This window comes from Mesorhizobium sp. M0296, from assembly GCF_040321675.1.
Classification (GTDB): Bacteria; Pseudomonadota; Alphaproteobacteria; order Rhizobiales; family Rhizobiaceae; genus Mesorhizobium.
Genome location: NZ_JAMYRZ010000035.1, coordinates 1 through 24,742, shown reverse-complemented (window position 1 = coordinate 24,742; position 24,742 = coordinate 1). Strand labels below are relative to the sequence as shown.

The window sequence follows — 24,742 nt, the reverse complement described above, 5'->3', positions numbered from 1 at the left end:
TCCGCTGGTTCAGCGCGCAGATGGGGTGCGCTTGCGAGGCGCGGCACAGAATTATCGCGCATTACAGATGCGCGATAATTCAGGCCCGCGGTCAGATGTCTGGGAATTTCGCGCATCTTAGATGCGCGATATTCTTGCGTAGGGATCAAGCCCGGCTTTCGCCGTCGCTCGAGACGATCAACATCGCTCGGATATATTCGTGACAGTGGCGCAGCAACCGCCAAGACTCAGATAACAGGACATTTGTTTAGAAAACGAAACATCAGATTTGATATCCGGCAATCGATGTGCTATGGCTGCGAGAGCAGAAGGAACTTACGCGATGGCACGCTCGACCGCTCAAAGCGCTTTGCGCTATCCACTCACCATTATGCTCGGCACCGACGCAAGCGTAAGATTGCTCCGGGAATTATCCCGGCACGGCGGCTTGCTTTCTTCGCCATTGCTTGCGGCTCGTAGTGGGCTTGCGAGGGCAAGCGTATGGTCTGCTCTCGCAACCTTGGAGGGGATTGGCATCGTATCTTCAGAGGGAACGGGCAGGGCTCGTCTTTATCGGTTGAATGATCGCCATCCACTGGCGACATCACTGGAAGCCCTCTTTGAGCAGGAGGCGCTTCGGTATTCCAACATTCGCGCTGTAGTCACTGAGGCGGTTTCCGCAGTTCGGCCGAACGTACTCGCAGCCTGGATTTACGGCAGCGTGGCGAGGGGCGAGGACCGTCCAGACAGCGATCTCGACATCGCAGTGGTTACGCCATCCGAAAAGCTAGAAAGCGCGCTCCAAGAAATCCGTGAGGCACTGGTGACCCAAGGTCAAAAGCTTGGCTTCAATCCCTCGGTCGTGGGACTCACTCCGCAGGATGTGGCAAGGCTGTCGAGCACGCGAGACCCGTGGTGGGGCGGGGTTGAAGCTAATGCCCTGCTCGTCTTGGGTCCACGCCCGGACGAACTCGCAACAAAAACTCGCCAGAAGGCGTTGGCATGATCAGAAGAGGTGCGACGAAAGCAGTCGAGACAGGCTTTGGCGAGGGGCGACTGCGCATCGCCCGCTCATATTTGAAGGCTGCCCGTTTGGAGGTGGCAATGTCTGAAACGGGTGACATCGGAAATCCGGCTATGTCGCAGATCGTAAATGCGGCAATAGCATACGCCGATGCGCTCACTGCCCGATTTGCAGGAAAGATCAACCGCGCGGATCATGCGGCCGTGGTGAAAACCATGCGCGATGCGCTTGGAAATCGCCTTCCTGCAGCGCAGGCCAGCAGGTTGCGGAGCATCCTCGATGAGAAGGACGAAGCTCAATACGGAATCAGGGCAAAATCACTACCCGAAGCCGAGAGCTTGCTCGTCAAGTTGGAAAAATTCGCGGAGTGGGCGGAAAAAGAACTGGAAGTCTGATCAGCAATGGAGGCGGCATGTCGCTTATGGCGACCTGAATGTACTTCAGCAGTTTGATCAGCACTGTGAAAGCCGCGTCGATGTCGGCGCGAACCGCGCGCGGACCGCTTCCGTATTGCGGTCTCGCAGCGCTGCAAACATCTGCTGATGGTGCTGGTTGGCGGTCGAATAGTTTCCAGAATCGTGCAGCATGTTGAAATAGGAGCTGATCTGCAGCCACAGGTTCTCGATGATGTTGAGCATGTTTTCCGAGCCAGCGGCTCGATAGATGGAGAAATGAAAGGCGTAGTTAGCCCTGAGGTAGGATCCGGAGTGGAACAGCGGGTTTTGACGAAGGTTGGGCACCAGCAAAAAACGTAGGTGAAGCATGGCTGCTCATCAGGAAAGCAATGATCGCACTGAGCGTACGGCACGGGAGGCAAAAACGGCCAGACTACGGGAACAGCGGCTGAAGACTGGGACTGCTATGCAAGAGCGGAATGATGAGGGCGCAAAACGACCGTCAGCACAGCGACGCCGCAATCGGTGACGCCTATCTTGTTGGCAGTTAGGGCCTCGTTAGCTCCCGGGCCTGCTCCGGGGACAAGGCCGAATGGGTCAAGCCCGACCTTGTCGGTCGGGTGAAATTTTGCTGCTCAATTTCCTCGATGAGACCTGACTGCCTTTAGCAGTTCGCGCTCGTCCGTGTGAGCATTTCGAAAAGTCGCCACCACCGTTTCCGCCAGGATTTTGCCCTGTTGGCTTAAAGGGTCGAGGTCTTCGTCTGCGCAAATCCGATCGAAAACGCGCTGGCAAATAGCCAAATCATGAGGACTAAGGCAGGTGCGATTGGTACGCTGGCGCTGCGGCATGTGCGAACCCTCAGAGCCCGCTGCCCGTGCAGAGCAGCGGGCCTTTACAGCCAGACTGGAGAACGGAGGAGAGTTCAGTCTCGCGCAAAAAAACGTTTGATGTAGAGTGCTTGTTCCCGGCTAACGAAGTTGGTAATTTTCGTACAGTGCGCCACCTGGGGTCCCGCAAGCAGTTAGCCGTTGTTTCAATGATAGCCGTGGCAAGCGCCTCATCCTCATGCATGGGCTCTTGGCCATAAGAGCAGGAAGACAGCCTCCTCGATCGGCAGCACGCCGGCCGGCAGGTCTCCTCGATGCCACGCGCACCAGAGCAAGGGCGGCCAGACCTAGCGGACTTGTCTTCGGCATCGATGGTTTGATCTGCGTTCGCTAATCCGCCTCATCTGTGAGCGACATCTTTTTGCGGCGGACAGGCGTCCAGTCGGTGATCGTATCGGCATCCACGGTGATTAGCCCGCCAGCTTTCACGGTCACCCTTCGATTTTCCTCGTCGACCCGCGTGACCTCGCCAGTGAGCTGGAGCTCGTCACCTGGTTTGGTCTTTTTAGGAGCAGGGATCGAATGCGGAAAACCATAGGAGGGAATGCTGACGCTAGCTCTTCCGTCGTCCAGGAGCTTCAGCACCGTCACGGTGATCGCCACCTCATCGCCGATATTGATGTCCGCAATTTCCCAAGCCATGCCCATGATTCTGGAGCGGCTTTGACGATAGTCAAGGGATTGCTAATATGCGGAAAATGCCAACGCCGCCAGCGTGCACCTTGTTTCGGAACCGATTCGAACCAGCGATATTGATTCAAATGGTAGTGTCTGGAGTGCGGGCGCATGCTTCCGTCACAACGCATTTCGGATAGGCTTGCAACCAAGGTCGCTTCTGGCGTGAACCGCCGTGCGGCAGTTAAACGGTTCGAGTTGAAAACGACCGGAGCCCGATTGCTCAGCCGATCAGCAACACGGTTGTGGCGCACCGAAGCAGAGGAACGCTGGCCCTCTGTATTTGCTTTGCCGAGAGCCTGCTTCGCGACGCACAAACTTTTCTGATGCAGTGCGGTTTTGGCCTTCGCACCTGCACAGAACTATGCAAAACCGTCACCGCTGGAACTTGACCCGAGGGAATGTGCCCATGAGTGTGGCGGTTGAGACAAAGGCGCTGACGCCGTCGGACATTGCGGCCCGAAAGCACAAGAAGCCGATTGTCTGCTTAACAGCGTATACAACGCCCGTTGCGCGCCTCGCCGATAGGCATTGCGACGTGGTCCTGGTCGGCGACAGCGTCGGTATGGTGCTTCACGGCCTGACGTCAACCCTCGGGGTTACGCTGGAGATGATGATCATGCACGGCAAGGCCGTGCGCCGCGGTCTTGAACGAGCGCTGATGGTCGTCGACATGCCGTTCGGCTCCTATGAGGAGGGCTGCGAACAGGCCTTTCGCAACGCCGCCCGGCTGATGGCGGAGACCGGATGCGCCGCGGTCAAGCTGGAGGGCGGCGAGAGCATGGCTGACACGATCCGCTTTCTCGTTGCCCGCGGCATCCCCGTCATGAGCCATGTCGGGCTGACACCGCAAGCGATCAATGTGCTTGGCGGCTACAAGGTCCAGGGCAGGGGCAGAGACGGCGACAGGATTTTGCGGGACGCTGTTGCTGTTGCCGAATCCGGCTCATTCTCCGTTGTGCTGGAAAAAGTGGCCGAGCCGCTCGCACGAAGAATAACCGAGGAGGTTACGATTCCAACCATCGGGATCGGCGCCTCCGCCGCCTGCGACGGCCAGGTTCTGGTCGTCGACGATATTCTGGGCATGTTCACCGGTTTTCGTCCGAAATTCGTCAAGCGCTATGCCGAACTGGGCTCAGAGGCCGAAGCTGCCATTGCGGCTTACGCGGCTGATGTGCGGGGAGGGCGCTTTCCGGCGGCCGAACATCTCTTCGCCGACGCGCCGCAGGCCGGAGAAACCGCGTGAGCGTGCCGATCGTCCGCACCATTGCCGAGCTTCGTACCGTTGTGGCGGGATGGCGCCGTTCTGGTGCCAATATCGCCGTGGTGCCTACGATGGGAGCCTTGCACGAAGGGCATTCGAGTCTCGTGCGTTCTGCGCTTCAAAAGGCCGATCGCGTGATCGTGACGCTGTTCGTCAATCCCAAGCAGTTCAACAGTGCGGCGGATCTTGCCGCCTATCCCCGCATGGAAAATGAAGACGCTGCAAAGCTTACGCTGCTGGGCGCCCACCTGCTTTATGTTCCGGATGCGACTGAGATGTATCCTGACGGCTTCGCCACGACCGTGTCCGTGTCCGGCGTCAGTGAAAGCCTGTGCGGTGCGTTCCGGCCCGGCCATTTCGATGGGGTGGCGACCGTCGTTGCAAAACTCTTCCTGCAGACCGGCGCTGATTTCGCCTTTTTCGGAGAGAAGGACTTCCAGCAGCTTCAACTTATCAGGCGCATGGTCCGGGACCTGGATATTCCGATCACCGTCGTCCCCTGTCCGACAGTCCGGGAAGCCGATGGTCTCGCTTTGTCATCGCGCAATGTCCGGCTCTCGCCGGCAGAGCGCGCCGTCGCCCCAAGGCTAGCATCGGTCCTACTCGATACGGCGTCGGGGCTCTCGAACGGCTCTCCCGTCCTGCCAACGCTTGCCGAAGCGCGCGCAGCGATCCTGTCCGCAGGCTATCGCGAGGTCGAGTACCTGGAACTCCGTGGCGAGGCAGATCTGCAACCGATAGCAAGCCTGGATCGGCCGGCACGCCTGTTTGCAGCGGCCTGGCTCGGCGAAACGCGGCTCATTGATAACGTCAGAACACTGCCGTCTCCCCTTCTCGTTGACAAGCCGCCGCCATCAATCGGGCATGCCTTCACCCGTGCCGACGGTCACACCGCAACGCCAGCATTAAAGGATGAGCTTATAGGCTCTGGCAAGCGCTACCCCTGACCAACTCCGCCCTGTGAGCGCTGGATCGTCCCCTCTGGATGAATCACCGCAGCAGGGCGCCGGAAATGCCCGCTGATGCTCGGCGGTTCGGTTGGTGGTGAGCATCACCGTCCTGCTATGTCGGGCTTGGCGACCTCACCCTATTTCAGCAGTTTGATCAGGACAGTGAAAGCCGCGTCGATGTCAGCGCGAACCGCAGCCCGGATCGCCTCCGCGTTGCGGTCTCGCAGCGCTGCAAACATCTGCTGATGGTGCTGGTTCGCGGTCGAATAGTTTCCGGAATCGTGCAGCATGTTGAAATAGGGACTGATCTGCAGCCACAGGTTCTCGATGATGTTGAGCATGTTTTCCGAGCCTGCGGCTCGATAGATGGAGAAATGGAAGGCGTAGTTGGCCCTGAGGTAGGATTTGACGTCGCCGGCGGCATTGGCCTGTTCGAGTGCGTCCAGATGCTGGCGCAGCAGCGCCACGCTGGCATCGTCCATTCGCTCGGCCGCCCATGCGGCGGCGATCGCCTCGATCTCAAACCTGACGTTCCTGAGATCGATGAGTCGCGCGCGGCTTAATGCCGGGATACCGATTGACCGGCCCGAAACCACCATCAATGCGTTGGCGGCGCTCAGACGCCGCAGTGCCTCGCGAACCGGCATCGGGCTGACGCCGAAAGCGTCGGCAAGGCTCTGCACCGTCACCATTTCACCTGGAACGATACTGCCGTCGAGGATCAACTCGGTGACGTGCCGGTAAACCCTGTCCTGCAGGGTTTCCCTGGAAAGCGGCGTGATCTCGACGCCCGGCTTCCTGAATGCCGCCCCAGCCATCTCTGCCTACCTTTCCCCATACGGCGACATACGGCGACGCTCTTGTCCTACCCGGCGCCTGTGCCCGGAATGCAAGGTTCGGATTGCCGCGTCAAGCGCCGGCCTATCCGGCTTTTACTTATTAGCCTTTCATCATTGATCTTTGATCAAATCATGATACGGTCAGCTGCATCGAATGACAAGGAGCACGTTTCGCGCCCTTGGGAGGCATTTGGTCGTCTGAACTGGGAGGAGTTTTGAATGGGTATCGGATCGAAAGCCCGGCGGCTTGCGCTGCTTGCCGGCATGGCTGTTTGCGTTCTTGGTACGTCCGCCGCCGAAGCGGCCGGAAAGCACAAGATATTTCTCAGCATGAGCTTCATCGGCAATGATTGGCAGGCCGAGGCCGCCAACATGGTCAAGGCGATGGCGTCGCACAAGAGCATGGCCGACAAGGTGGACCTCCAGGTCCAGGTTGCGGGGCCGAACGCACAGCGCCAGATCCAGCAGATCAATGCGATGGTGCAGACAGGTGCCGAAGCCATCGTGATCTTCCCGATCTCGCCGACCGCGCTCAACCAGGTGGTGAAGAACGCCTGCGACAAGGGCGTGAAGGTGTTTGCCTACGATGCCGAGATCACGGAGCCCTGCGCCTACAACGTCCATATCGACCAGGAAGAGGCTGGCCGCGTAACGGCGGAGTGGCTGGTCAAGAAGCTCAATGGCAAGGGCAACATCATCGCGGTGACCGGCGTTCCCGGCACCTCGGTCGATGATCTGCGCACCAAGGCGGCGAAGGAGGTGTTTGCCAAGCATCCCGACATCAAGATCGTCGGCGAGGCTGTCGGCATGTGGAGCCAGGCGGTGGCCCGTACCGAACTTTCCAAGATATTGGCGACGCGCAGTTGGGACGACATCAACGGGCTGTGGATGCAGGTCGGCTGCTTCACCGCCAATTCCATGCAGCTCGAGGCCGGCAAAAAGGTCAGCGAACTCCTGCCTTGCGCCGGCGAGGGTTCCAATGGCGGGCGTATCCAGATGCTGCCGGAGGGCACGGAGGTCGAGGGCGCGACCTCTCCCTATGCGCCGCTCGGCGCGCCGCGCATTTCCTACGCGTCGCCGCCTTATTCCGGTGCGCTGGCCCTCAAGCTTGCGGTCGAGGCGCTTGACGGCAAGGAGGTTGCCAAGAAGACGATCCTGCCACTGCCGGTCGTCACCAACGAGACGATAAAGCTTTGTGACGAAGGCACCTGGGCGGAGATGAAGGCTGGTTGCAACGCGTTCAAACCGTCGCTGGTCTCGAACCCAGGCTGGTTCGCCTCGATCTTCTCCGATCAGACACCGGAAATCGGTCTCGCGGCCGCCCTTGTAGGCCAGCCCGAGGAGTAGGCCCTCCCGAAGTGGGTGTGGGGTGCTTGCGAGGCGCTCGACGCACCTTTCATGCAGGCCGGGACTGGGATCATGATGTCAGCGCATTCGACAGCTGTCGGCATAGAGGGCGTCCGCAAGGCGTTTGGCGCAACAGTCGCCCTCGATGACGTTTCCTTCGAGATCGCTTCGGGCAGCGCGCATGCCTTGCTTGGCGAGAACGGTGCGGGCAAGTCCACGCTCGTCAAGCTGCTGTCGGGACTGGTGCGGCCCGACGAAGGGCAAATCACCGTTCTTGGTGAACCGGCGCCACTCGGTTCGCCGCGCGCCGCGCACGCCAAAGGCGTGCAGACAGCCTTCCAGGAAATGACGCTGGTGCGCGATCTCAGCGTTCTCGACAACATGCTGCTGCCCTACGCGCCTGTCGGCCCGATCGGCCTGATCAAGCGGTCGGCCGCGCGCAAGGCGGTGCGCCAGCACATTTCAGATCTCGGCTTTTCGGTCGATCTTGATGCCGAGGTCGCGACCCTCGATCTCGCCGTCCGCCAGAAGATCGAGATCGCGCGCGCGCTCTATCGCAAGCCGCGCATCCTCCTGCTCGACGAACCGACCTCGACGCTGTCGGGCGGCGATGTCAAATGGCTGGGCGGCATCATCGCGCGACTTAAGGCCGCCGGCACAACGGTCGTGTTCATCACCCATCGCATGCGCGAGGTGCGGGCCTTCTGCGATATGCTGACCATTCTCAGAAACGGCCGTCATATCGTGACGGCGCCGGTTGCCGACGTCCCGGATGGAGAAGTGATCGAAAAGATCGTCGGTCGCAGCATCGCCCAGACCTTTCCGCCGAAACCCGAAAGCGAGGCCGTCTTCGGTCCTCCGGTGCTCGGCGTGCGCGATCTCAAGGCCGGGAGGAAGCTCGACGGCGTCGGTTTCGACCTGCGCAAGGGCGAGATCCTCGGCATTGCCGGGCTTCAGGGCATGGGCCAGCTCGACCTGTTCCTCGCCTGCTTCGGCATGGCCGAGATTGAGCGCGGCCATGTCCTGGTCGACGGCCGCATGGTTTGGCTTGGATCGCCCGCCGATGCGCTCAAGCCCAACATGGCGATCGGGCTGGTACCCGAGGACCGCAAGACCGAAGGCCTGTTCCTGAAACTCTCGGGCCGGCAGAACGTATCGCTGCCGGTCGTCGCGCGTTTTACCCGATTTGGCCTGATCAGCAGGCACGAGGAGGCGCGGGCCGTACAGTCCGCCTTCTCGACGGTCGAGGTCGACCACCGCGCCATGTGGACGAGGGCGGGGGCGTTTTCGGGCGGTAACCAGCAGAAGATCGCCATCGCCAAATGGCTGGTCGCCGAGAGCCGCATTCTGCTGCTCTTCGACCCAACCCGCGGCATCGACGTCGGCACCAAGCACGAGCTCTATGTGATGATGCGCGACTATGTGGCGGCCGGCGGCTCGATCCTTCTGCATTCAACCGAAATTCCCGAGCTGGTCCATCAATGCGACCGAGTGCTCGTCCTCTATGACGGTCGCCTGGTGGCGGAGCTTGCCGGCAACCACATCACGGAAGGCGCGATCATGCGACCAGCGCTGGGCCACGGCGACTTGGTCCGGGAGGCGGCGGAATGAGCGTGACGAGTTTGCCCGCCGCGGCACCGGCCGCGACTTTGACGCGGCTTCTCGCGCGGCACAGCGGCGCGATCATAGCGGCGATCGTCTTTGCGGTGCTCCTGCTTATCGTCGATCTGGTCAGTGCCGGGCGGCTCACCTATTTCGACATTTCGTTTCTCTCCAGCGGCGGCGCCACCTCGGCACTGGCGGCGATCGGCCAGACCGTGGTCATCCTGTCCGGCGGTTTCGACCTGTCCGCCGGCGCGGTGATCTCGCTGGTCAATGTCGTCCTGGCAAAAGGCATGGATCCGATGGCGACCGGCACCAGTGTCGCGCTGTGGACCTTGGCCGGAATTGGTGTCGGCATGCTGATCGGCGCCTTCAACGGCTTCTTCATCGCGGTCCTGCGCATGCAGCCAATCGTCGTCACGCTGTCGACCATGTTCATCCTGCAGGGGGTAACGCTGCTGGTCATGGACAAGCCGGGCGGCTTCGTCTCTCCCGATCTTGGCGCCTTCTATCTCGGTGACGCCATCGCCGGCTGGATACCGATGCCGCTGGTGGTTATTGGCGTCGTCCTGCTCGGCTGGTTCTGGCTCAAAGGCACACGCTTCGGGACGGCGCTTTATGCCGTCGGCAGCGATCCGGATGCGGCCGCTTCGGTCGGCGTGCGCGTCGTTCTCGTGCGCTTCCTGGTCTATGTCATAGCCGGCGGCTGCTACGGGCTCGCCGGCGTCTTCATCAGCGCCCAGACCGGCAGCGGCGATCCGCTCGTCGGCAACCCGTTGTTGCTGTCGATGTTTGCGGCGGTTGTTGTCGGCGGTACAAGGCTGGGCGGCGGTCAAGGCGGGCCGGTTGGCACCGTCTTCGGCGCCTACATACTGATGATGGTCGTCAACATCCTGCTCGTACTCAACGTCTCGGCCTATTATTCGACGATCGCCGAGGGCACGATCCTGATCCTTGCCGTGCTTGCCGGCTCGCTGTCGCATGGCTCCGTGCTCGCCCGCCAACTGCGTGCGCTACGGGCGCGGTTGGGCGCATGGCGCGCCGGAATGCTGCCCTCGCAGATCGATCGCACCGACCGGCGGCTGAGGATCGCGCGTGGCAGCACCGACGACCAGCAGGCGCCGCTGCCGGCCTTCCATATCCGCAATGCCGAGACGCTGCGTTATGCGCTGCCGGCCTATGTCTGCCTGGCCGTCGTCGTGATCGTCACCCAGATCTGGCTCGGACGCGCCATCCTCAACGTCACCTACTGGAACTCGCTGTTCGTGCTGTCGAGCTTCCTCGCCGTCCTGGCGCTTGGGCAAGGCAGCGTAATCCTCACCGGCGGGCTCGACCTGTCGGTGCCGTGGACGATCGGACTCTCGGGCATCCTGCTTGCCGGCATGGTCAACGGCTCGGATGGTGCACTTGCCTATGCGCTGCCGGCGGTGCTGCTCACCGCTTGCCTGATCGGACTTGCCAACGGCATCGGTATCGTCGTCCTCGGCATTTCGCCGATCGTGATGACGCTGGCCACCAACGGCATTCTGCAAGGCGTCGCGCTGCTTTACTCGCAGGGTACGCCGGCCGGCTTCTCCTCGCCGATGCTGCGCTGGTTCATGACCGGGAAGGTATTCGTTGTGACGCCGGTGGTGCTGTTCATGATCGCCTTCGTCGTCTTTGCCGTGCTGCTGCTCGGCCGCACCGCTTTCGGCCGCCGGGTTTATGGCATCGGCAACAGCCTGCGCGCGGCCCAGCTCTCCGGCATCGCGGTCGGGCGCACGCTCATCCTCGTCTATGTGCTGTCGGCGGTCTGCGCGGGGCTCGTCGGCATCATGCTGACCGGCTTTTCCGGCCAGGCCCAGCCTCGGCATGGGTGACGACTATCTGCTGCCCTCCATCGCCGTCGTCGTGGTCGGCGGTGCGCTAATCACCGGCGGGCGCGGCCATTATCTTGGCATGCTAGGCGGGGTGCTGCTCCTGACCGCGTTGCAGATGCTGCTCGCCGGCACGACGCTGCCTTACGCGACGCGGGCGATCCTGTTCGGGCTGGTGGTGCTCGGTGCCGTCATGGCGCTGCGCGAAAGGCGGATTCAGTGAAAGGAATGGAATAATGAGCTCAAGCGCACCGGCATCGGCGGACGAATTCCTGACCGGGCTCAAAGGCCAGCGCGTGTTGGTGACGGCGGGTGCCGGCGGCATCGGCTTTGCCATTGCAGAGACGCTGTCGAGGCGCGGCGCGCGTGTCGTGATCTGCGATATTTCCGACGAGGCGCTGGCCGCCGCTCCAGAGAGGCTCACACTCGCCGCCGCAGTCAAAGCGGACGTTTCGCGCGACGACGATGTCGACCAGCTGTTCGAGACCGTCAAGGAGAAGCTCGGCGGGCTCGACGCCCTGATCAACAATGCCGGCATTGCCGGGCCGACCGGTGGCGTCGATGAGATCGATCCGGCAGACTGGCGGCGCTGCATAGATATCTGCCTGACCGGCCAGTTCCTGTGCGCGCGGCGTGCCGTGCCGCTGATCAAGGCGGCGGGCGGGGGCTCGATCGTCTCAATGTCTTCCGCCGCCGGCCGCCATGGCTACGCGTTCCGCACGCCGTATTCGGCTGCCAAGTTCGGCGTTGTCGGCCTGACCCAGAGTCTTGCCAAGGAACTCGGACCGCATGGGATCAGGGTCAACGCCATCTTGCCCGGCATCATCGAAGGGCCGCGCATCGACAAGGTCATTGCCGACCGGGCAAAGCAGCTCGGCGTTTCAAACGAGGAGATGACGCAGCGCTATCTGCAAAACATCTCGCTGCGCCGCATGACCAGCCCATACGATGTTGCCGCGATGGTCGCCTTCCTGCTTTCCGATGCGGGCGTCAATATTTCCGGCCAGTCGCTCGGCGTCGACGGCAACGTTGAGACACTCTGAGGGGGAGATCATGGCGAAGGTAGCAATTGTCGGAAGCGGCTTCATCGGGCGAGCGTGGGCGATCAGCTTCGCTCGTGCAGGCCATGATGTGCGCATGTGGGACCAGGCGCCGGCCGCGGCCAGCGGTGCGCGCGACTATATCGCTGGCGTGCTCGGCGACCTTGCCGCCGACGATTTGCTGCGGGGACAGGCGGTCGATGCCGTGCTTGGCCGCATCACTATTGTGGCGGAGCTTGGCGACGCCTTGGCCGATGCCGTCCACGTCCAGGAGAACACGCCGGAAAACCTTGAGGTGAAGCGGGAAGTGTTCTCCCGGATCGACGCCCTTGCCGGTCCGCAGGCGGTGATCGCCAGTTCCACCTCGGCGCTGTTGCCGTCGAAATTCACCGATCATCTTGAGGGGCGCCATCGCTGCCTCGTCGTGCACCCGATCAATCCGCCCTATCTCATCCCGGCGGCGGAAGTCGTGCCGGCGCCATGGACCTCCGCCGAAACGGTGGAAAGGACCCGCGCCTTTCTTGTCGAGGCGGGCCACGCGCCGCTGGTGATGAAGCGCGAGCTCGACGGCTTCATCATGAACCGCCTGCAAGGCGCGCTGCTGGAGGAGGCGTTCCGGCTCGTCGCCGACGGCTATGCCAGCGTCGAGGACGTCGACACGGGCCTGCGCGACGGGCTGGCGCTGCGCTGGTCGTTCACGGGTCCGTTCGAGACGATCGACCTCAATGCACCGGGTGGTGTGCGCGACTATGTCGAGCGCTACCAGACGATCTATTCCAACATCTTCCCGCAGATGCTGCGGCGCGTCGACTGGGCCGGCGAGGTCATGGAGACCGTCGAGGCCGAGCGCCGCAAGCGGCTGCCGCGAGAAGAACTCGGCGAACGGCAGGTCTGGCGCGACCGCCGGCTGATGGCACTGGCGGCGCACAAGAAAAAGTCGGATCAGGAGTTTGGACGATGACGCAAACAAGCCGCAAGCCCGGCGCCCAGCAACCCAGCGGGAAGGTCATCATCACCTGCGCGGTGACGGGGGCGATCCACACGCCGACCATGTCGCCCTATCTGCCGATCACGCCGGACCAGATCGCCCGCGAGGCGATCGCGGCGGCGGAGGCTGGTGCGGCGATCCTGCATCTGCATGCGCGCGACCCCGAGACCGGCAAGCCCGACCAGACGCCGGAGGCGTTCGCGCGTTTCCTGCCGCGCGTCAAGCAAGGCACCAATGCCGCCATCAACATCACCACCGGCGGCAGTCCCTACATGAAGGTCGAGGAGCGTGTGCGCCCCGCCGCCCAGTTCAAGCCGGAAGTCGCCTCGCTCAACATGGGCTCGATCAATTTCGGGCTCTATCACCTCGTAGACAAATACGAAACGTTCAAGTTCGACTGGGAAAGACCGCACCTGGAAGCGACACGTGATCTGGTCTTCCGCAACTCGTTCAAGGACATCGAATATATACTGGCGACCTGCTACGACAACGGCACGCGCTTCGAGTTCGAGTGCTACGACATCGCCCATCTCTATAACCTCTCCCATTTCGCCGATCGCGGGCTGGTGAAGCCGCCGTTCTTCGTGCAGTCGGTGTTCGGCCTTCTCGGCGGCATCGGCACCCATCCGGAAGACGTCGCCCATATGAAGCGCACCGCCGACCGGCTGTTCGGCGAGCAGTTCCGCTGGTCGGTCCTGGGTGCGGGCGCCAGCCAGTTGCGCATCGCCGCGCAATCGGCAGCGCTTGGCGGCAACATCCGCGTCGGGCTTGAAGACAGTCTGTGGGCCGGAAAGGGCAAGCTTGCCAAGTCAAATGCCGAGCAGGTGGTGCTTGCCCGCAAGATCATCGAAGGCCTCGGCATGGAAGTGGCAACGCCCGATGAGGCCCGCGAAATCCTGTCATTGAAAGGCGGCGACCAGGTCGCGTTTTGACCTTTGCCGCAGAGCGCCGAAACAGAGGAGGACGGCATGAAGATCGAAGTCGTGGTGGACGTGAAGACCACGCTGGGCGAGGGACCGCTGTGGGACGTTGAACAGGAGCGCCTCTACTGGATCGACAGTTTCGACGGGCGTGTGTTTCGGGCGACCGCCGACGGCCGCGAGATCCGTTGCTGGGACGTGCCGATGAAGATCGGTTCGATGGCATTGCGCAAGGACGGCGGTGGCGCGGTGGTATCGCTGCAGCGCGGTTTCCATCTGCTTGATTTCGCCACCGGCGAGGTGACGCCGATTCACGATCCGGAGCCGGACAGGCCGATGAACCGGCTCAATGACGGCAAGGTCGATCGGCGCGGCCGCTTCTTCGCCGGCTCAATGGACACGATGGAAGAGGGACCCTCCGGCGGGCTCTACCGGCTCGATCCGGATTTCTCCGTTACCAGAATAGATTCCGGCATCATCTGCTCGAACGGTCCGTGCTGGAGCCCGGACGACCGCACCTTCTATTTCGCCGACACCTGGACCGGCGAGATCTGGGCCTACGACTATAATATCGAAACAGGTGCCGCCGACAACCGGCGCACCTTCACCCGCGTCGATACCAGCCGGGGAGGGGCGGCTGACGGCTCGACCGTGGATGCGGAAGGATTCCTGTGGAACGCGCTGGTCTATGACGGCAGGCTGGTGCGTTACGCGCCCGACGGCAGCGTTGATCGCATCATCGACATGCCCGTCAAGAAGATCACCAGCGTCATGTTCGGCGGGCCGAAGCTCGACACCCTGTACGTCACTTCGATGGCCAAGCCGCCGCTGCCGCGCTTTCCAAGCGACGGTGTCTTGCGCGGCAGCCTTTTTGCCATCACCGGCCTGGGTGCAACGGGAGTTCCGGAGCCAAGATTTGCCGCATAAATCGGTGCTTAATGGCGATCATCCTCCCCGCCTCTTGGTGCCACCCCAACCTCCCGCCGCAGGGCAACCGGCGCTGGAAGCTCGTGCAGTGCGGTTCTGGCCTGGGGTCGTGTCAGGAACTAAGAGCACGATGGCGGCAGCACGGCAGGCGCTGCGCGAGCCATCACCAGTCCCGTGTTGAGGGCATGTGGGTTTCCGCCATCAACCGCTTCGTCATCGACCACAAGCTGCAGTCATAGCCCTTCGTCTGGACCGACGATCCCGACAAAATCATCACGGCCGCCGCACGCAGGCACCAGCTGCTGCAGTCGATCCATAGCAAGGCTATAGCAGTGTGGCGGTCTGCGAGTATCCACTCTCCGGCAAGCAAGCCCGGAAAGCCCGTATATTCCGGAATAAAGGAGTCTCGCCGATGAGCACCACCGTCACCGCCGCCGCCGTCTCGAAAAATGGGGCCACCGAGCCGAAACGACCAGACTAGGAAGCCAATTGACCACAATACTTGCCTGATATGCTGCCCCGGTTGCGCGCTCCAGAACGGTCACTCGTCGAGCCAGTATTGGCGGGAACAGCCGAACTGGCGCGAGGCGACAGATTGGCGCTTGGCGACAAATGCCATTGCGGAGAGACTCCGGAGCGAGTTGTTCGCTTTCGCACCAGGCACGATCGTGTAACCCTGATCGACCAGTTGCAATTTCAGCTCCCTAAGATGCCGTTTAAAGCCGTTCTCGATTTGGCTCCGAGGGTAGCGCCATCCGTTCCTGCACGCTCGGATGAGGACGTCGGAATACAATTCGGCACTGACGGCTCTCGTGGCATCTTCGGAAATCAGCTTGCCACCAGATTGCCTGCCTTCGGACAAGCATGGTCCAGCCGACAAAGGCAGCACCAGCATTGCGGCAAAGATAGATGACTTTGTCATGGATACCTCCTGTTACAGAATGGATCGGGGTCTGCGACCCGACGAAACCCTATCGACAGGAAAGCCTAGAATTGCTGGCGGTCGGATGGGATCGTTCAAATGCAGTGTTTTCGAGATCGCATCTGTAGTATTTTGCCGTGCCGGGTCGACCACAACTCGTAGCGGATCGGAGACCTGAAGCGATGCTTCGCGCCGTGAGCAATCCTCTGACCAGTCTGTCGGACCGGGAGCGGGTGGTCGCTGCAAAATTCGCCCAGGGGATGACCTATCGTGAAATCGGCGAGACGCTCTTCATAGCGCCGACTACCGTGCGGACCCATCTGTCGGCCATCTATCGGAAACTCGATATTCGCAACAAAGTGGCGCTTGCAAGCTTGCTTGCCGACCAACACGAGCAAGACACGGGCCAGGCACCATCCGGTGACCTTTCGGTAGAGGGCTCAGGGCCAACAGTCGTTGCGGTTCTCCCTTTCGACAATCTGAGTGCGGACGAACCATGGAACCGCCTGGCCGATGGCTTGTCGGCGGACATCATGGTCGATCTGGCTCGCTACCCCGATCTTGCGGTCATCGCCCGCCAGACCATGCTCTCGTACAAGGGACGGCGCGATGACGTGCGATCCATCGGGCGGGAACTGAATGCGGATTATCTACTTGAGGGGACCTTGCAGGCGGCAGCGCAGCAGCTGCGGATCTGCGTCCAACTCGTCGACGCGCGCACTGGAGTCGATTTGTGGACGGTCCGCTATGATCGATCAGCGGAAGATCTGTTTGCGATGCAGGACATGGTCACCGAAAACGTCGTCAATGTCCTTGCTAGCTGTTGCGGCAAGCTCGCAAAACTTCGACGTGATGTCGTCCGTCGAAAACACCCCGCCAGCCTTCGTGCCTATGACTACTATCTGCTCGGCGTCGAGCAGCACAATTTTTACACGCACGCTTCGAATGCGGAAGCGGTGCGGCTTCTGACGCGTGCCATCGAGCTGGACCCGGGCCTTGCCAGAGCCTGGACTGTCTTGGGGCTGGCGCATGCCGTCGCCGCCATCAATGCGTTTACCAATAAACCTTCCGTCGCAAAGGAGCGCTGGAAACTGTGCCTCGAACGAGCTTTGGCGCTCGACGCGGGTGATACCCATGCGCGCATATGTCTAGCCGAGCTGCGGGCCTTGCAGGGCGATCTCGATGCCACAGCAAGAGAACATGATCTTGCCTTGGCGGCCGCCCCGCACGATGCCGATACCCTCGCCTTGCTTGCCGGAGGAAAGGCATTCGTGACAGGCGACCCGCAGGAAGGATATGAATTGGCGAACCGCGCGATCCGTCTCAATCCACATGTTTCCTGGTACTATAGCATGCTGGGCCGGTCGAGCTTCGTTGTAGGTCTCCACAGGGAGTGCCTGACCGCGTTCAGCCAAGCTCCGCCGGACTCGCCTGCAACGCTGCTGTTCCAGGCCATGGCGCACGCCATGCTCGGCGAAACACCTCAGGCAATAAAAATTGCCAACCGGTTGGCGAGAGAATTTCCAGACATTTCGGCCGAAGGATTTATCGGCTCCTATCCAGTCACCAATCCTCCCGCAATTGCCGCGATCCGGGAGGGCGCCCGCCGCGCGGGGCTGGCCTAGCTTCAATTGAGATACCATTGTGGAGCCCTCGGCGCGACCCTGTTGATTGCCTGTGTGTCGTAGACGCTCTCGGCTACGCGCAGGCGCAGAATCCGCTCACCATCATTGCACCAGTGTCTGGTCAGACTGTTGATGGGACGCTCTCCTTTTCCGGGACGGCTTCCGTCAACAGCATTCCGCTAAACTGTCGTAAGCGCGTACCGGAAAGAGCAGGAAGCGCACGGCCAGCTCGATCGATTGCAGAGCGCATCGGATGCGGACCGCGTCCTCCATCTACGACCGCACAAGATTGTCAACAATCTGTAAAAGTTTTGTTGACAGATAATAGATTTGAGCCCTCACTCACAAAACTCCGCGTATCGGTCGAGTTCTGTCGCAACAATGCGCGGCCTCCAAAGGGGAAAGAACAATGATCAATAGACGTTCAATAATCACATACGCGGCGCTCAGCGCAGTCTCTGCGCTGGCAATCATGGCCGGCGGCACAATCACGGTGCACGCCGCCAACAAGGAACTCAAGATCGGCTTTGTCGGCGTGACGAGTGGCGCGGCCGCTGCGTGGGGCACATCCAACGTCCGCTCGATGCAGACGCGCGCCGCCTGGATCAACGAAACCGGCGGTGTGAAGATTGGTGACGAGACCTATGACATCAAAATCGTCACCTTCGACGATCAGAAGGACCCGAAGCGGGCGATCGCCGGCATGGAGAAGATGGCCCAGGAGGGCATCCACTATGTCGTCGGTCCGAATGTCGACGACGGCGCGGCGGCGGTGCGTCCCGTGGCAGAATCCAAGGGCATCATCTATTTTCCCTACGCATTCCCGAAGGAACTCTACACCCCGCCGGCGTCCAACGCCGTGCTCGGCATGATCGCCAACTACCAGTCAGCTCCGGCGATCTACAAATATCTCATGGAAAACAGGGGCGTGAGAAAAGTTGCCTTTGTCGCCGCCAACGAATCCGATCCGCTGAGCCAGCGGGATGGCGGTGTTGCCGCGGCAAAGGCGCTCGGGCTTGAGGTTGTGGCTGCCACGGATGTCTACCAAAACGATACCCGCGATTTCACGCCGGTACTGACGCCGATCGTGTTGCAAAAACCGGACCTGCTGGTGCTTTCGGGTGTCGCGCCCGGCAATGCGCCGCTGCTGATCCGCGCCGCGCGCGAGCTCGGCTACGAAGGTCTGATCTCCACCGAAACGGCGCAGGATGCCAAGGTGCTGGAAGAGGGCGCGGGCGAGTTGGCCAACGGCTTCATCTCAGTCGGCGGCGCATCGACGCCCGAAATCGCGTCCGACATGATGAAGGAGTTCGTCGACCGCTATACGAAAATGTTCGGCGAATACAATGACGAGTCCAACACCAAGGTCTACGCGCTCGAATACATCATCGAGACGCTGAAGGCGAACCCGGCCGCGATCGACAATGTCGAGGAGTTCAAGAAGACGATCGACACTTTCTCGGCGCCCAATCCCTATCTGAAGGGCGATGCCAAGCTGACCTATGTCGGAATGACGTCGTTTGGCCAGAAGCGCCAGCTTTCGGTCCCGATGGTGGTCACGGAATACCGCGACGGCAAGTTCGAGACGCTCTTCGTCGCTCAAGTCGATTGACGCAACTGCACTGAAGCGGATTGCCGCGGAGGCTCGTGCATTCGTCTTGAGCCTCTGAATGGCCGGGAAACCATCCTGATGGAACAAGTCATCGCCAACGGGCTCTATCTTGGCGCGCAATACGCCTTGATCGCGCTCGGTCTGACCCTGATCTTCGCGCTGATGAACGTGCTTAACTTTGCCCATGGGCAGATGTACGTTCTCGGCGGCTTCATCACCTACACCGTCTATGGCCAGCTCGGCATGCCTTTCGTCGTCGCGCTCGTTGCGTCCGGGATCACGCTGCTGGTCATTGGAGCGCTGGTCGAGAAATTCCTTTTCAGAACGGTGATCAAGCGAAGCGTGCGGGAGGAAAGTACGATGCTTCTCGCGGCGGCGGTCGCATTTTTCCTCGACGCCGTGATCCTCCTCCTGTTCGGTGAAAAGCAGCGCGGCGTGCCGAAGATCGTCAACGGCGTCTTCGTCTCCGACAGCCTCATAATGCCTTACGACCGGCTGCTGGTCGGCGCACTCGCCATACTGTTCATCGCCTCCTTCGTGCTTTTCATGCAGTACAGCAAGCCGGGACGCGCCATGCGGGCGCTGGCGCAGGACCGGGTCGCGGCGCAGCTTATGGGCGTCGAGGTCGACCGCTATTCGATGATCGGCTTTGCGCTCGGCGCCATGCTTGCCGGCATAGTCGGCGGGCTGCTGGTCGCCATCACCGGCGTCAATTCGGGCATCGGCGGGCCGATCTCGATCAAGGCGTTCTTGATGGTGATGATCGGCGGGGCCGGCGTGGTCAGCGGAGCAATCGCCGGCGGCTTCATCCTCGGCATGATGGAATCGGTCGGCCTGACGGTGCTACGCCAATATGGCGACGTCACTTATCTCGTCATCTTCGCCGCGCTGATGGTGTTCCTGAGCATCCGCCCGAACGGGCTCATGGGCAAGCCGTGGGGGTGATCGACATGAAGCGTACACGCAACATCCTCGGCGTCGCTGTCTTCCTGCTGGTCGTACTCATCGGCGTGCCCTGGCTGATCGAGGCGACCGGTCGGCTCGACCTCTACTACACGCTGACTTCGGTCGCGCTGCTCAGCATCGCCAGCGCCGGGGTGTGGGTGACTTTTTACATCGGCCGCATCAATATCGGCCAGGGCGCCTTCGCGCTTATGGGCGGCTATGTTTCGGCCATCCTTGTCGTCCAGTATGGTGTGTCGTTCTGGCTGACACTGCCGCTGGCTGGGCTGTTCTGCGCCGCTGCAAGCGTGCTGATCGGGCTGCCCATCCTCAGGCTTCGCGGCGTCTATTTCGCCATGGTCACGCTGGTTTTGACCGAAGTGGCGCGGCTGCTCGCGCTGGCGCTGCCGATCACCAACGGAGCCAAGGGCATGGTCAGCATTCCGCTCCCCGGCGGCATCTCGATCTTCGGGCTGACCATCCTTCCGGATTTCGCGACGCTCGCCAATCCGCGTCCCGCCTTCTATCTGGTGTCGGTTGCGCTGATGGTGCTGTGCTTTGCCGGGCTTTACCGCCTTGTCCATTCGCGCATCGGCAAACTCTGCCAGTCGTTGCAGCAGAACGAGGAACTGGCCTCCTCGATCGGCGTCAACATCGCCTATCTGCGCGTCATCGCTTATGCCATCTCCTCATTCCTCGGCGGTCTCGGCGGTGCGATGTTCGTCGCCATCTCGCAATCGATCTATCCGTCGAGCTTCACCGTCACCGACTCGGTGAACTTCATGCTGAACTGCTTCCTCGGCGGTCTCGGCCACGTCTTCGGGCCGATGATCGGCACCTTCGTGCTCTATTTCGGCTGGGATTTCCTGTTTGAGACCGGCGAGTTCCAGTTGCTGATCTTCTCTTCGGTGCTGATCGCGCTGATGCTGTTCCTTCCCAACGGCCTGCTCAGCCTCAGGCTGTTCGGCAAGAAGCAGGGCTAGGACCATGACTGAGCTTCTCCAGATCAAGGCAGTGACCAAACGCTTCGGCGGGCTGGTCGCGGTCAACAATGTTTCCTTCGCGGTCCGCGAACGCGAGATCCTTTCCGTCATCGGCCCCAACGGCGCCGGCAAGTCGACGCTGTTCAAGCTGATTTCCTCTTTCCTCAATCCGACCTCGGGCGAAGTGCTGTTCCGGGGAGAGCGGATTTCAGGCCTGGCGCCGCATATCGTCGCCCGGAAGGGCGTGGTGCGCACGTTCCAGGAGACGACGATCTTCAAGGGCATGACGGTGCGCGACAATGTCATAATCGCGCATCACCTGCGTTCCAATGCCAGCCTTGCCGGCTTCTATCTCGGCACGAATACCGCACGGCGCGACGAGGATGAATTCGGCCGCTCGGCCGACGAGATCATCGACTTCCTCGGTCTCGGCGCGCAACGGCATGAGATCGCCAGCACGCTGCCACACGGCCATCTGCGCGCGCTCGGGATTGCCATCGGGCTCGCCACGAACCCGACCGTGCTTCTGCTCGACGAGCCCTTCGCCGGCATGAACCATGACGAAACCGTGCGCGCGGTGGAGATGGTGCGCGGCGTGCGGAAGCGCGGCGTGACTGTCCTGCTGGTCGAGCACGATATGCCCGCCGTCATGAACATTTCCGACCGCATCGTCGTCCTGAACTTCGGTGTGAAAATCGCCGAGGGAACGCCGAAGGAAATCCAGGAGAACGAAAAGGTCATCGAGGCCTATCTCGGCGCCGAAGATGAGACGATCGGATTTTAGCCATGAGCGAACTGCTGAAAGTCTCCGACGTCGAACTCTACTACGACCATGTCTATGCACTGAAGGGTGTGTCGCTGAGCGTCAACGAGGGCGAGACGGTAGCGCTGATCGGCGCGAACGGCGCGGGCAAATCTTCGATCCTGCGCGCCATCACCGGCCTGAAGAAGGTCCGCAGCGGCGAGATTCATTTCCAGGGCCACCGCATCGACGGAACGCGCCCGGACGAGCTGGTCAGGATGGGCATCGCCATGGTACCTGAGGGTCGTCGCGTCTTTTCCTACATGACGGTGCGCGACAATCTGATGATGGGCGCCTTCACCCGCACCGACAAGGCCGAAATCGCAAGGACGCTGGACATGGTGCTCGGGCGCTTCCCGCGCCTGAAGGAACGCTATTCCCAGACGGCGGGTACGATGAGCGGCGGCGAACAGCAGATGCTGGTGATCGGGCGGGCGCTGATGGCCAAACCGAAGCTTCTGCTGCTCGATGAACCCTCGCTCGGCGTCGCGCCGAAGCTCGTTCAGGACATCGCCCGCTCGATCGTCGCGATCAACCGCGACGAAAAGGTCAGCGTGCTGCTGGTCGAGCAGAATTCGCGCATGGCGCTGCGCATCTCGCAGCGCGCCTACGCACTGACGACCGGAAAGATCGCGCTGGCCGGACATTCGGCTGAGCTGCTTGGCGACGACCGGGTCAAGAAACTCTATCTCGGCGGCGAAATATGAAAGCGCAAATGGACGTACTCGTCGTCAATCCCAACACCACCGCGTCCATGACCGAAAAGATCGGCGAGGCGGCGCGCCGCGCGGCTTCGGCCGGCACCAGGATCATCGCCGTCAATCCGAAGGACGGGCCGCCGAGCGTCGAAGGCTATTTCGACGAGGTCTTCGCCATCCCGGGAATGATCGGCGAGATCCAAAAACATCCGGCGGCGAGCGCCTGCGTCATCGCCTGCTTCGACGACACCGGCCTCGACGCAGTACGCTGCGTCGGCGAGATGCCGGTGGTCGGTATCGGCGAAGCGGCGTTTCACATGGCGAGCCTGATTGCCGGCAAGTTCAGCGTGGTGACGACGCTGTCGCGTTCGGTGCCGGCGATCGAGCACAATCTGGTGCGCTACGGCCTCGCCAGCCGCTGCGCCAGGGTGCGGGCCAGCGACGTTCCCGTTCTGGAGCTCGAAGTGCCCGGCTCCAACGCCCGCCATCGAATTTCGGAGGAGATCGAGCGCGCCATCCGCGACGACCGGGCCGAAGCGATTGTGCTGGGATGCGCCGGCATGGCCGACCTCGCCGCCGCGCTCAGCCGTGAACATAGCCTTCCCGTGCTCGACGGCGTCGCCTGCGCAGTAAAACTCTGTGAGAGCCTCGTCGGCCTTGGCCTGTCGACCTCAAAGCGCGGCGGCTACCAGGTTCCACTCGAAAAATCCTTCGCCGGAATCTTTGCGTCCTTTTCGCCCTCCGGCCGTGTATCCTGATGCGTGCAAAATTGTTGACATTCCCACACAGGATGTTCGATGTCCGGCCGGAAACGCGGTGTTCGCGCCGCTAAGCGATCCGGCCGCCGGGACACTGAGACGATGGACCTGCTTGGGCCAAAGCCACGGGATGGCGACAAGCCGACGATGCGCTGGTTTCCGGTCTATGCCGGCCTGCGCGATGCCATCGTCAGCCACCGCCTCGCACCGGGCACAAAACTACCCGAGGACGAACTCGCCTCGATCTATTCGGTGAGCCGCGCGGTGATACGCGCGGCGCTGCAGGCGCTGTCGCATGACCGCTTGGCTCGGCTCGAGCCGAACCGCGGCGCGTTCGTCGCCCAGCCGACCAGGCAGGAAGCGCGCGAGGTGTTCGAAGCGCGGGCGCTGATCGAGCCCAAGGTCGCGGCGCTTGCCGCCGAAGTGGCAAAGCCGGCCGAGATCGCGCAACTGCGGCTTCATCTCGAAAAAGAGCACGAGGCCCTGCATGCCGGCCGCGACAGCGACGCCATCATGCTGTCGGCAAAATTCCATGTCGGCATCGCCGAAATCGCCGGCCATTCTATCCTGACCGGTTTCGTCAAAGACCTGCTGTCGCGGTCGTCGCTGATCATCGCGCTCTACTGGCGCCGCCGCGACACCACCTGCGAAAGCCACGCCCATCACGCCCTCGTCGATGCCATCGAAAAGCACGACGCACAAAACGCGTCCGACCTGATGCAAAGCCATCTCGTCGAACTTCTGTCGGGCCTTGATCTGTCGCTTGGCGAGAAGAAGCCCGAGAGCCTGTCGGACATCTTGCGCTGATCTGCGCTGTCAAACTCTTCGCCAAGCTTCGCATTGCAGATGTCGTCGCGATGCTGGACGAATATCGGATCACCCGCAACCGACACCGGCCAACGAAGCTCGCGCGTAAGTGGCCGCTCTCAAAGCTAGTAAAGCCGAAGTGCCATACTGGATCGCCCCCGATCGGGCGCTCACGGCGAAGCCAGGATGCACGTCACCTCGCAATCCTGACCTGACGCCTACCTCTGAAACGTCCCAATGCGACATTTCTACTTGCCAGCAACGCGACATTCGAACTTGGTTGCAACATGATCCCAGGTTGATTGGCGATCCTGCCCCGGTCCATCCGGTTCCGAAACGGCACCATGCGCCATCTTGGGACGTTCGCCAATGCGGCGGGGAACTTCGCGATCCGACCCTTCTCGGACCTTCCCTGAATGCAAGATCACGGGCAGGTTCTGACCCTATTCCCGACCTTGACAGCCAAGTGCAATATGCGCCAGTTGCGTCTTCGGTCGTTGCAAGCCTTGACACGATATGATTCAGCATTGTTGGGCGGCAGCCCGAGGATTGAAACCGATATTCGCCTCGCTGGAATGTCTAACGCGACTCCGTCATGATCTTCCGGCCCTGTCGAGCGACGCTGCCAAAGCCGTTGACGCCAACGCAGGTGATGAGGGCAGGCTAGACCAGTGCAGCAGATCCGCCCGGCGACTTTTCTTTTTGCGGCCCGAGCCCTGCGCGACATGGGCGATGGCTTCGTGGCCGTTCTGTTGCCGGTCTATCTCCTCGCATTAGGCTTCGCGCCTCTGCAGGTCGGCATCATTGCAACCGGATCGCTGCTCGGTTCAGCGCTCTTGACCATCGCCGTCGGACTCCTTGGTGCCCGACACGATCACCGCCAACTCCTGCTTGCCG

Annotated in this window: 22 protein-coding genes and 2 pseudogenes; 20 read left to right on the top strand and 4 right to left on the bottom strand. The window is 61.5% G+C overall.

Annotated features, from left to right (window positions below):
- Positions 1-322 precede the first annotated feature (322 nt).
- Complete coding sequence (locus tag NKI97_RS26810; protein WP_352745286.1) at positions 323-985, top strand: nucleotidyltransferase domain-containing protein; 663 nt, start codon at positions 323-325, stop codon at positions 983-985.
- Complete coding sequence (locus NKI97_RS26805; protein WP_352745288.1) at positions 982-1,398, top strand: hypothetical protein; 417 nt, start codon at positions 982-984, stop codon at positions 1,396-1,398. The genes NKI97_RS26810 and NKI97_RS26805 overlap by 4 nt, the downstream gene beginning before the upstream one ends.
- A gap of 57 nt (positions 1,399-1,455) precedes the next feature.
- Here NKI97_RS26805 and NKI97_RS26800 read toward each other — a convergent pair whose 3' ends face one another.
- Both NKI97_RS26800 and NKI97_RS26795 read right to left on the bottom strand, forming a co-directional pair.
- Entirely contained in the window at positions 1,456-1,767 is a 312-nt protein-coding gene (locus tag NKI97_RS26800) for an FCD domain-containing protein (protein ID WP_352837619.1), read from the bottom strand.
- Positions 1,768-2,618: 851 nt separating this feature from the next.
- Positions 2,619-2,930, bottom strand: a complete 312-nt coding sequence (locus NKI97_RS26795) for a hypothetical protein (RefSeq protein WP_352837617.1) — start codon at positions 2,928-2,930, stop codon at positions 2,619-2,621.
- A 442-nt stretch (positions 2,931-3,372) separates the two neighbouring features.
- Here NKI97_RS26795 and panB point away from each other — a divergent pair, with 442 nt between their 5' ends.
- Entirely contained in the window at positions 3,373-4,209 is an 837-nt protein-coding gene (panB, locus tag NKI97_RS26790; RefSeq protein WP_352452182.1) for a 3-methyl-2-oxobutanoate hydroxymethyltransferase, read from the top strand.
- Positions 4,206-5,174, top strand: a complete 969-nt coding sequence (panC, locus tag NKI97_RS26785; protein ID WP_352837614.1) for a pantoate--beta-alanine ligase — start codon at positions 4,206-4,208, stop codon at positions 5,172-5,174. Before panB ends, panC begins: the two co-directional genes overlap by 4 nt.
- Before the next feature lie 140 nt (positions 5,175-5,314).
- Here panC and NKI97_RS26780 read toward each other — a convergent pair whose 3' ends face one another.
- On the bottom strand, positions 5,315-5,995 hold the full coding sequence (locus tag NKI97_RS26780) for a GntR family transcriptional regulator (RefSeq protein ID WP_352837613.1): 681 nt from the start codon (positions 5,993-5,995) through the stop codon (positions 5,315-5,317).
- Between the two features lie 240 nt (positions 5,996-6,235).
- Between NKI97_RS26780 and NKI97_RS26775 the strand changes: the two genes are divergently transcribed.
- From NKI97_RS26775 to NKI97_RS26745, 7 genes and pseudogenes are all read left to right on the top strand, one after another.
- On the top strand, positions 6,236-7,363 hold the full coding sequence (locus NKI97_RS26775) for a sugar ABC transporter substrate-binding protein (protein WP_352452185.1): 1,128 nt from the start codon (positions 6,236-6,238) through the stop codon (positions 7,361-7,363).
- A 72-nt stretch (positions 7,364-7,435) separates the two neighbouring features.
- Positions 7,436-8,974: a sugar ABC transporter ATP-binding protein gene (locus NKI97_RS26770; RefSeq protein ID WP_502907126.1), complete on the top strand. Its 1,539-nt coding sequence runs from the start codon at positions 7,436-7,438 to the stop codon at positions 8,972-8,974.
- A pseudogene (locus tag NKI97_RS26765) lies at positions 8,971-11,044 on the top strand (ABC transporter permease). The gene NKI97_RS26770 and the pseudogene NKI97_RS26765 overlap by 4 nt, the downstream one beginning before the upstream one ends.
- Before the next feature lie 13 nt (positions 11,045-11,057).
- Positions 11,058-11,864, top strand: a complete 807-nt coding sequence (locus NKI97_RS26760; protein WP_352452187.1) for an SDR family oxidoreductase — start codon at positions 11,058-11,060, stop codon at positions 11,862-11,864.
- 10 nt (positions 11,865-11,874) lie between these two features.
- Entirely contained in the window at positions 11,875-12,822 is a 948-nt protein-coding gene (locus NKI97_RS26755) for a 3-hydroxyacyl-CoA dehydrogenase (RefSeq protein WP_352837611.1), read from the top strand.
- On the top strand, positions 12,819-13,781 hold the full coding sequence (kce, locus tag NKI97_RS26750) for a 3,5-dioxohexanoate:acetyl-CoA acetone transferase (RefSeq protein WP_352452189.1): 963 nt from the start codon (positions 12,819-12,821) through the stop codon (positions 13,779-13,781). The genes NKI97_RS26755 and kce overlap by 4 nt, the downstream gene beginning before the upstream one ends.
- Positions 13,782-13,817: 36 nt before the next feature.
- Complete coding sequence (locus NKI97_RS26745) at positions 13,818-14,696, top strand: SMP-30/gluconolactonase/LRE family protein (RefSeq protein WP_352452190.1); 879 nt, start codon at positions 13,818-13,820, stop codon at positions 14,694-14,696.
- Between the two features lie 541 nt (positions 14,697-15,237).
- Here NKI97_RS26745 and NKI97_RS26735 read toward each other — a convergent pair.
- The gene (locus tag NKI97_RS26735) at positions 15,238-15,390 is read right to left on the bottom strand and encodes a hypothetical protein (protein ID WP_352837609.1); all 153 of its coding nucleotides are present in this window, start codon (positions 15,388-15,390) and stop codon (positions 15,238-15,240) included.
- A gap of 410 nt (positions 15,391-15,800) precedes the next feature.
- On the opposite strand from NKI97_RS26735, the gene NKI97_RS26730 reads away from it, so the two are divergent.
- The 9 genes and pseudogenes from NKI97_RS26730 to NKI97_RS26690 form a co-directional block, all read left to right on the top strand.
- Entirely contained in the window at positions 15,801-17,243 is a 1,443-nt protein-coding gene (locus NKI97_RS26730; protein WP_352452192.1) for a LuxR C-terminal-related transcriptional regulator, read from the top strand.
- 409 nt (positions 17,244-17,652) lie between these two features.
- Positions 17,653-18,855 carry an ABC transporter substrate-binding protein gene (locus NKI97_RS26725; protein ID WP_352745306.1) on the top strand — a complete coding sequence of 401 codons (1,203 nt, stop codon included), beginning with the start codon at positions 17,653-17,655 and terminating at the stop codon, positions 18,853-18,855.
- A gap of 78 nt (positions 18,856-18,933) precedes the next feature.
- Positions 18,934-19,800: a branched-chain amino acid ABC transporter permease gene (locus NKI97_RS26720; RefSeq protein ID WP_352452194.1), complete on the top strand. Its 867-nt coding sequence runs from the start codon at positions 18,934-18,936 to the stop codon at positions 19,798-19,800.
- 5 nt (positions 19,801-19,805) lie between these two features.
- Positions 19,806-20,780 carry a branched-chain amino acid ABC transporter permease gene (locus tag NKI97_RS26715; protein WP_352452195.1) on the top strand — a complete coding sequence of 325 codons (975 nt, stop codon included), beginning with the start codon at positions 19,806-19,808 and terminating at the stop codon, positions 20,778-20,780.
- Positions 20,781-20,784: 4 nt separating this feature from the next.
- On the top strand, positions 20,785-21,564 hold the full coding sequence (locus NKI97_RS26710; protein ID WP_352474568.1) for an ABC transporter ATP-binding protein: 780 nt from the start codon (positions 20,785-20,787) through the stop codon (positions 21,562-21,564).
- 2 nt (positions 21,565-21,566) lie between these two features.
- Entirely contained in the window at positions 21,567-22,289 is a 723-nt protein-coding gene (locus tag NKI97_RS26705) for an ABC transporter ATP-binding protein (RefSeq protein WP_352503769.1), read from the top strand.
- An 8-nt stretch (positions 22,290-22,297) separates the two neighbouring features.
- The gene (locus NKI97_RS26700) at positions 22,298-23,038 is read left to right on the top strand and encodes an aspartate/glutamate racemase family protein (RefSeq protein WP_352837607.1); all 741 of its coding nucleotides are present in this window, start codon (positions 22,298-22,300) and stop codon (positions 23,036-23,038) included.
- Between the two features lie 102 nt (positions 23,039-23,140).
- A complete protein-coding gene (locus NKI97_RS26695; RefSeq protein ID WP_352837605.1) occupies positions 23,141-23,845 on the top strand; it encodes a GntR family transcriptional regulator in 705 nt (234 codons plus the stop codon).
- A gap of 725 nt (positions 23,846-24,570) precedes the next feature.
- Positions 24,571-24,742, top strand: a pseudogene (locus NKI97_RS26690) (MFS transporter); the annotation flags it as partial.

Coding starts and splice junctions, on each gene's coding strand:
- NKI97_RS26810 (WP_352745286.1), top strand. CDS start 323: ATGGCACGCTCGACCGCTCAAAGCGCTTTGCGCTATCCACTCACCATT.
- NKI97_RS26805 (WP_352745288.1), top strand. CDS start 982: ATGATCAGAAGAGGTGCGACGAAAGCAGTCGAGACAGGCTTTGGCGAG.
- NKI97_RS26800 (WP_352837619.1), bottom strand. CDS start 1,767: ATGCTTCACCTACGTTTTTTGCTGGTGCCCAACCTTCGTCAAAACCCG.
- NKI97_RS26795 (WP_352837617.1), bottom strand. CDS start 2,930: ATGGCTTGGGAAATTGCGGACATCAATATCGGCGATGAGGTGGCGATC.
- panB (WP_352452182.1), top strand. CDS start 3,373: ATGAGTGTGGCGGTTGAGACAAAGGCGCTGACGCCGTCGGACATTGCG.
- NKI97_RS26780 (WP_352837613.1), bottom strand. CDS start 5,995: ATGGCTGGGGCGGCATTCAGGAAGCCGGGCGTCGAGATCACGCCGCTT.
- NKI97_RS26775 (WP_352452185.1), top strand. CDS start 6,236: ATGGGTATCGGATCGAAAGCCCGGCGGCTTGCGCTGCTTGCCGGCATG.
- NKI97_RS26770 (WP_502907126.1), top strand. CDS start 7,436: ATGATGTCAGCGCATTCGACAGCTGTCGGCATAGAGGGCGTCCGCAAG.
- NKI97_RS26760 (WP_352452187.1), top strand. CDS start 11,058: ATGAGCTCAAGCGCACCGGCATCGGCGGACGAATTCCTGACCGGGCTC.
- NKI97_RS26755 (WP_352837611.1), top strand. CDS start 11,875: ATGGCGAAGGTAGCAATTGTCGGAAGCGGCTTCATCGGGCGAGCGTGG.
- kce (WP_352452189.1), top strand. CDS start 12,819: ATGACGCAAACAAGCCGCAAGCCCGGCGCCCAGCAACCCAGCGGGAAG.
- NKI97_RS26745 (WP_352452190.1), top strand. CDS start 13,818: ATGAAGATCGAAGTCGTGGTGGACGTGAAGACCACGCTGGGCGAGGGA.
- NKI97_RS26730 (WP_352452192.1), top strand. CDS start 15,801: ATGCTTCGCGCCGTGAGCAATCCTCTGACCAGTCTGTCGGACCGGGAG.
- NKI97_RS26725 (WP_352745306.1), top strand. CDS start 17,653: ATGATCAATAGACGTTCAATAATCACATACGCGGCGCTCAGCGCAGTC.
- NKI97_RS26720 (WP_352452194.1), top strand. CDS start 18,934: ATGGAACAAGTCATCGCCAACGGGCTCTATCTTGGCGCGCAATACGCC.
- NKI97_RS26715 (WP_352452195.1), top strand. CDS start 19,806: ATGAAGCGTACACGCAACATCCTCGGCGTCGCTGTCTTCCTGCTGGTC.
- NKI97_RS26710 (WP_352474568.1), top strand. CDS start 20,785: ATGACTGAGCTTCTCCAGATCAAGGCAGTGACCAAACGCTTCGGCGGG.
- NKI97_RS26705 (WP_352503769.1), top strand. CDS start 21,567: ATGAGCGAACTGCTGAAAGTCTCCGACGTCGAACTCTACTACGACCAT.
- NKI97_RS26700 (WP_352837607.1), top strand. CDS start 22,298: ATGGACGTACTCGTCGTCAATCCCAACACCACCGCGTCCATGACCGAA.
- NKI97_RS26695 (WP_352837605.1), top strand. CDS start 23,141: ATGGACCTGCTTGGGCCAAAGCCACGGGATGGCGACAAGCCGACGATG.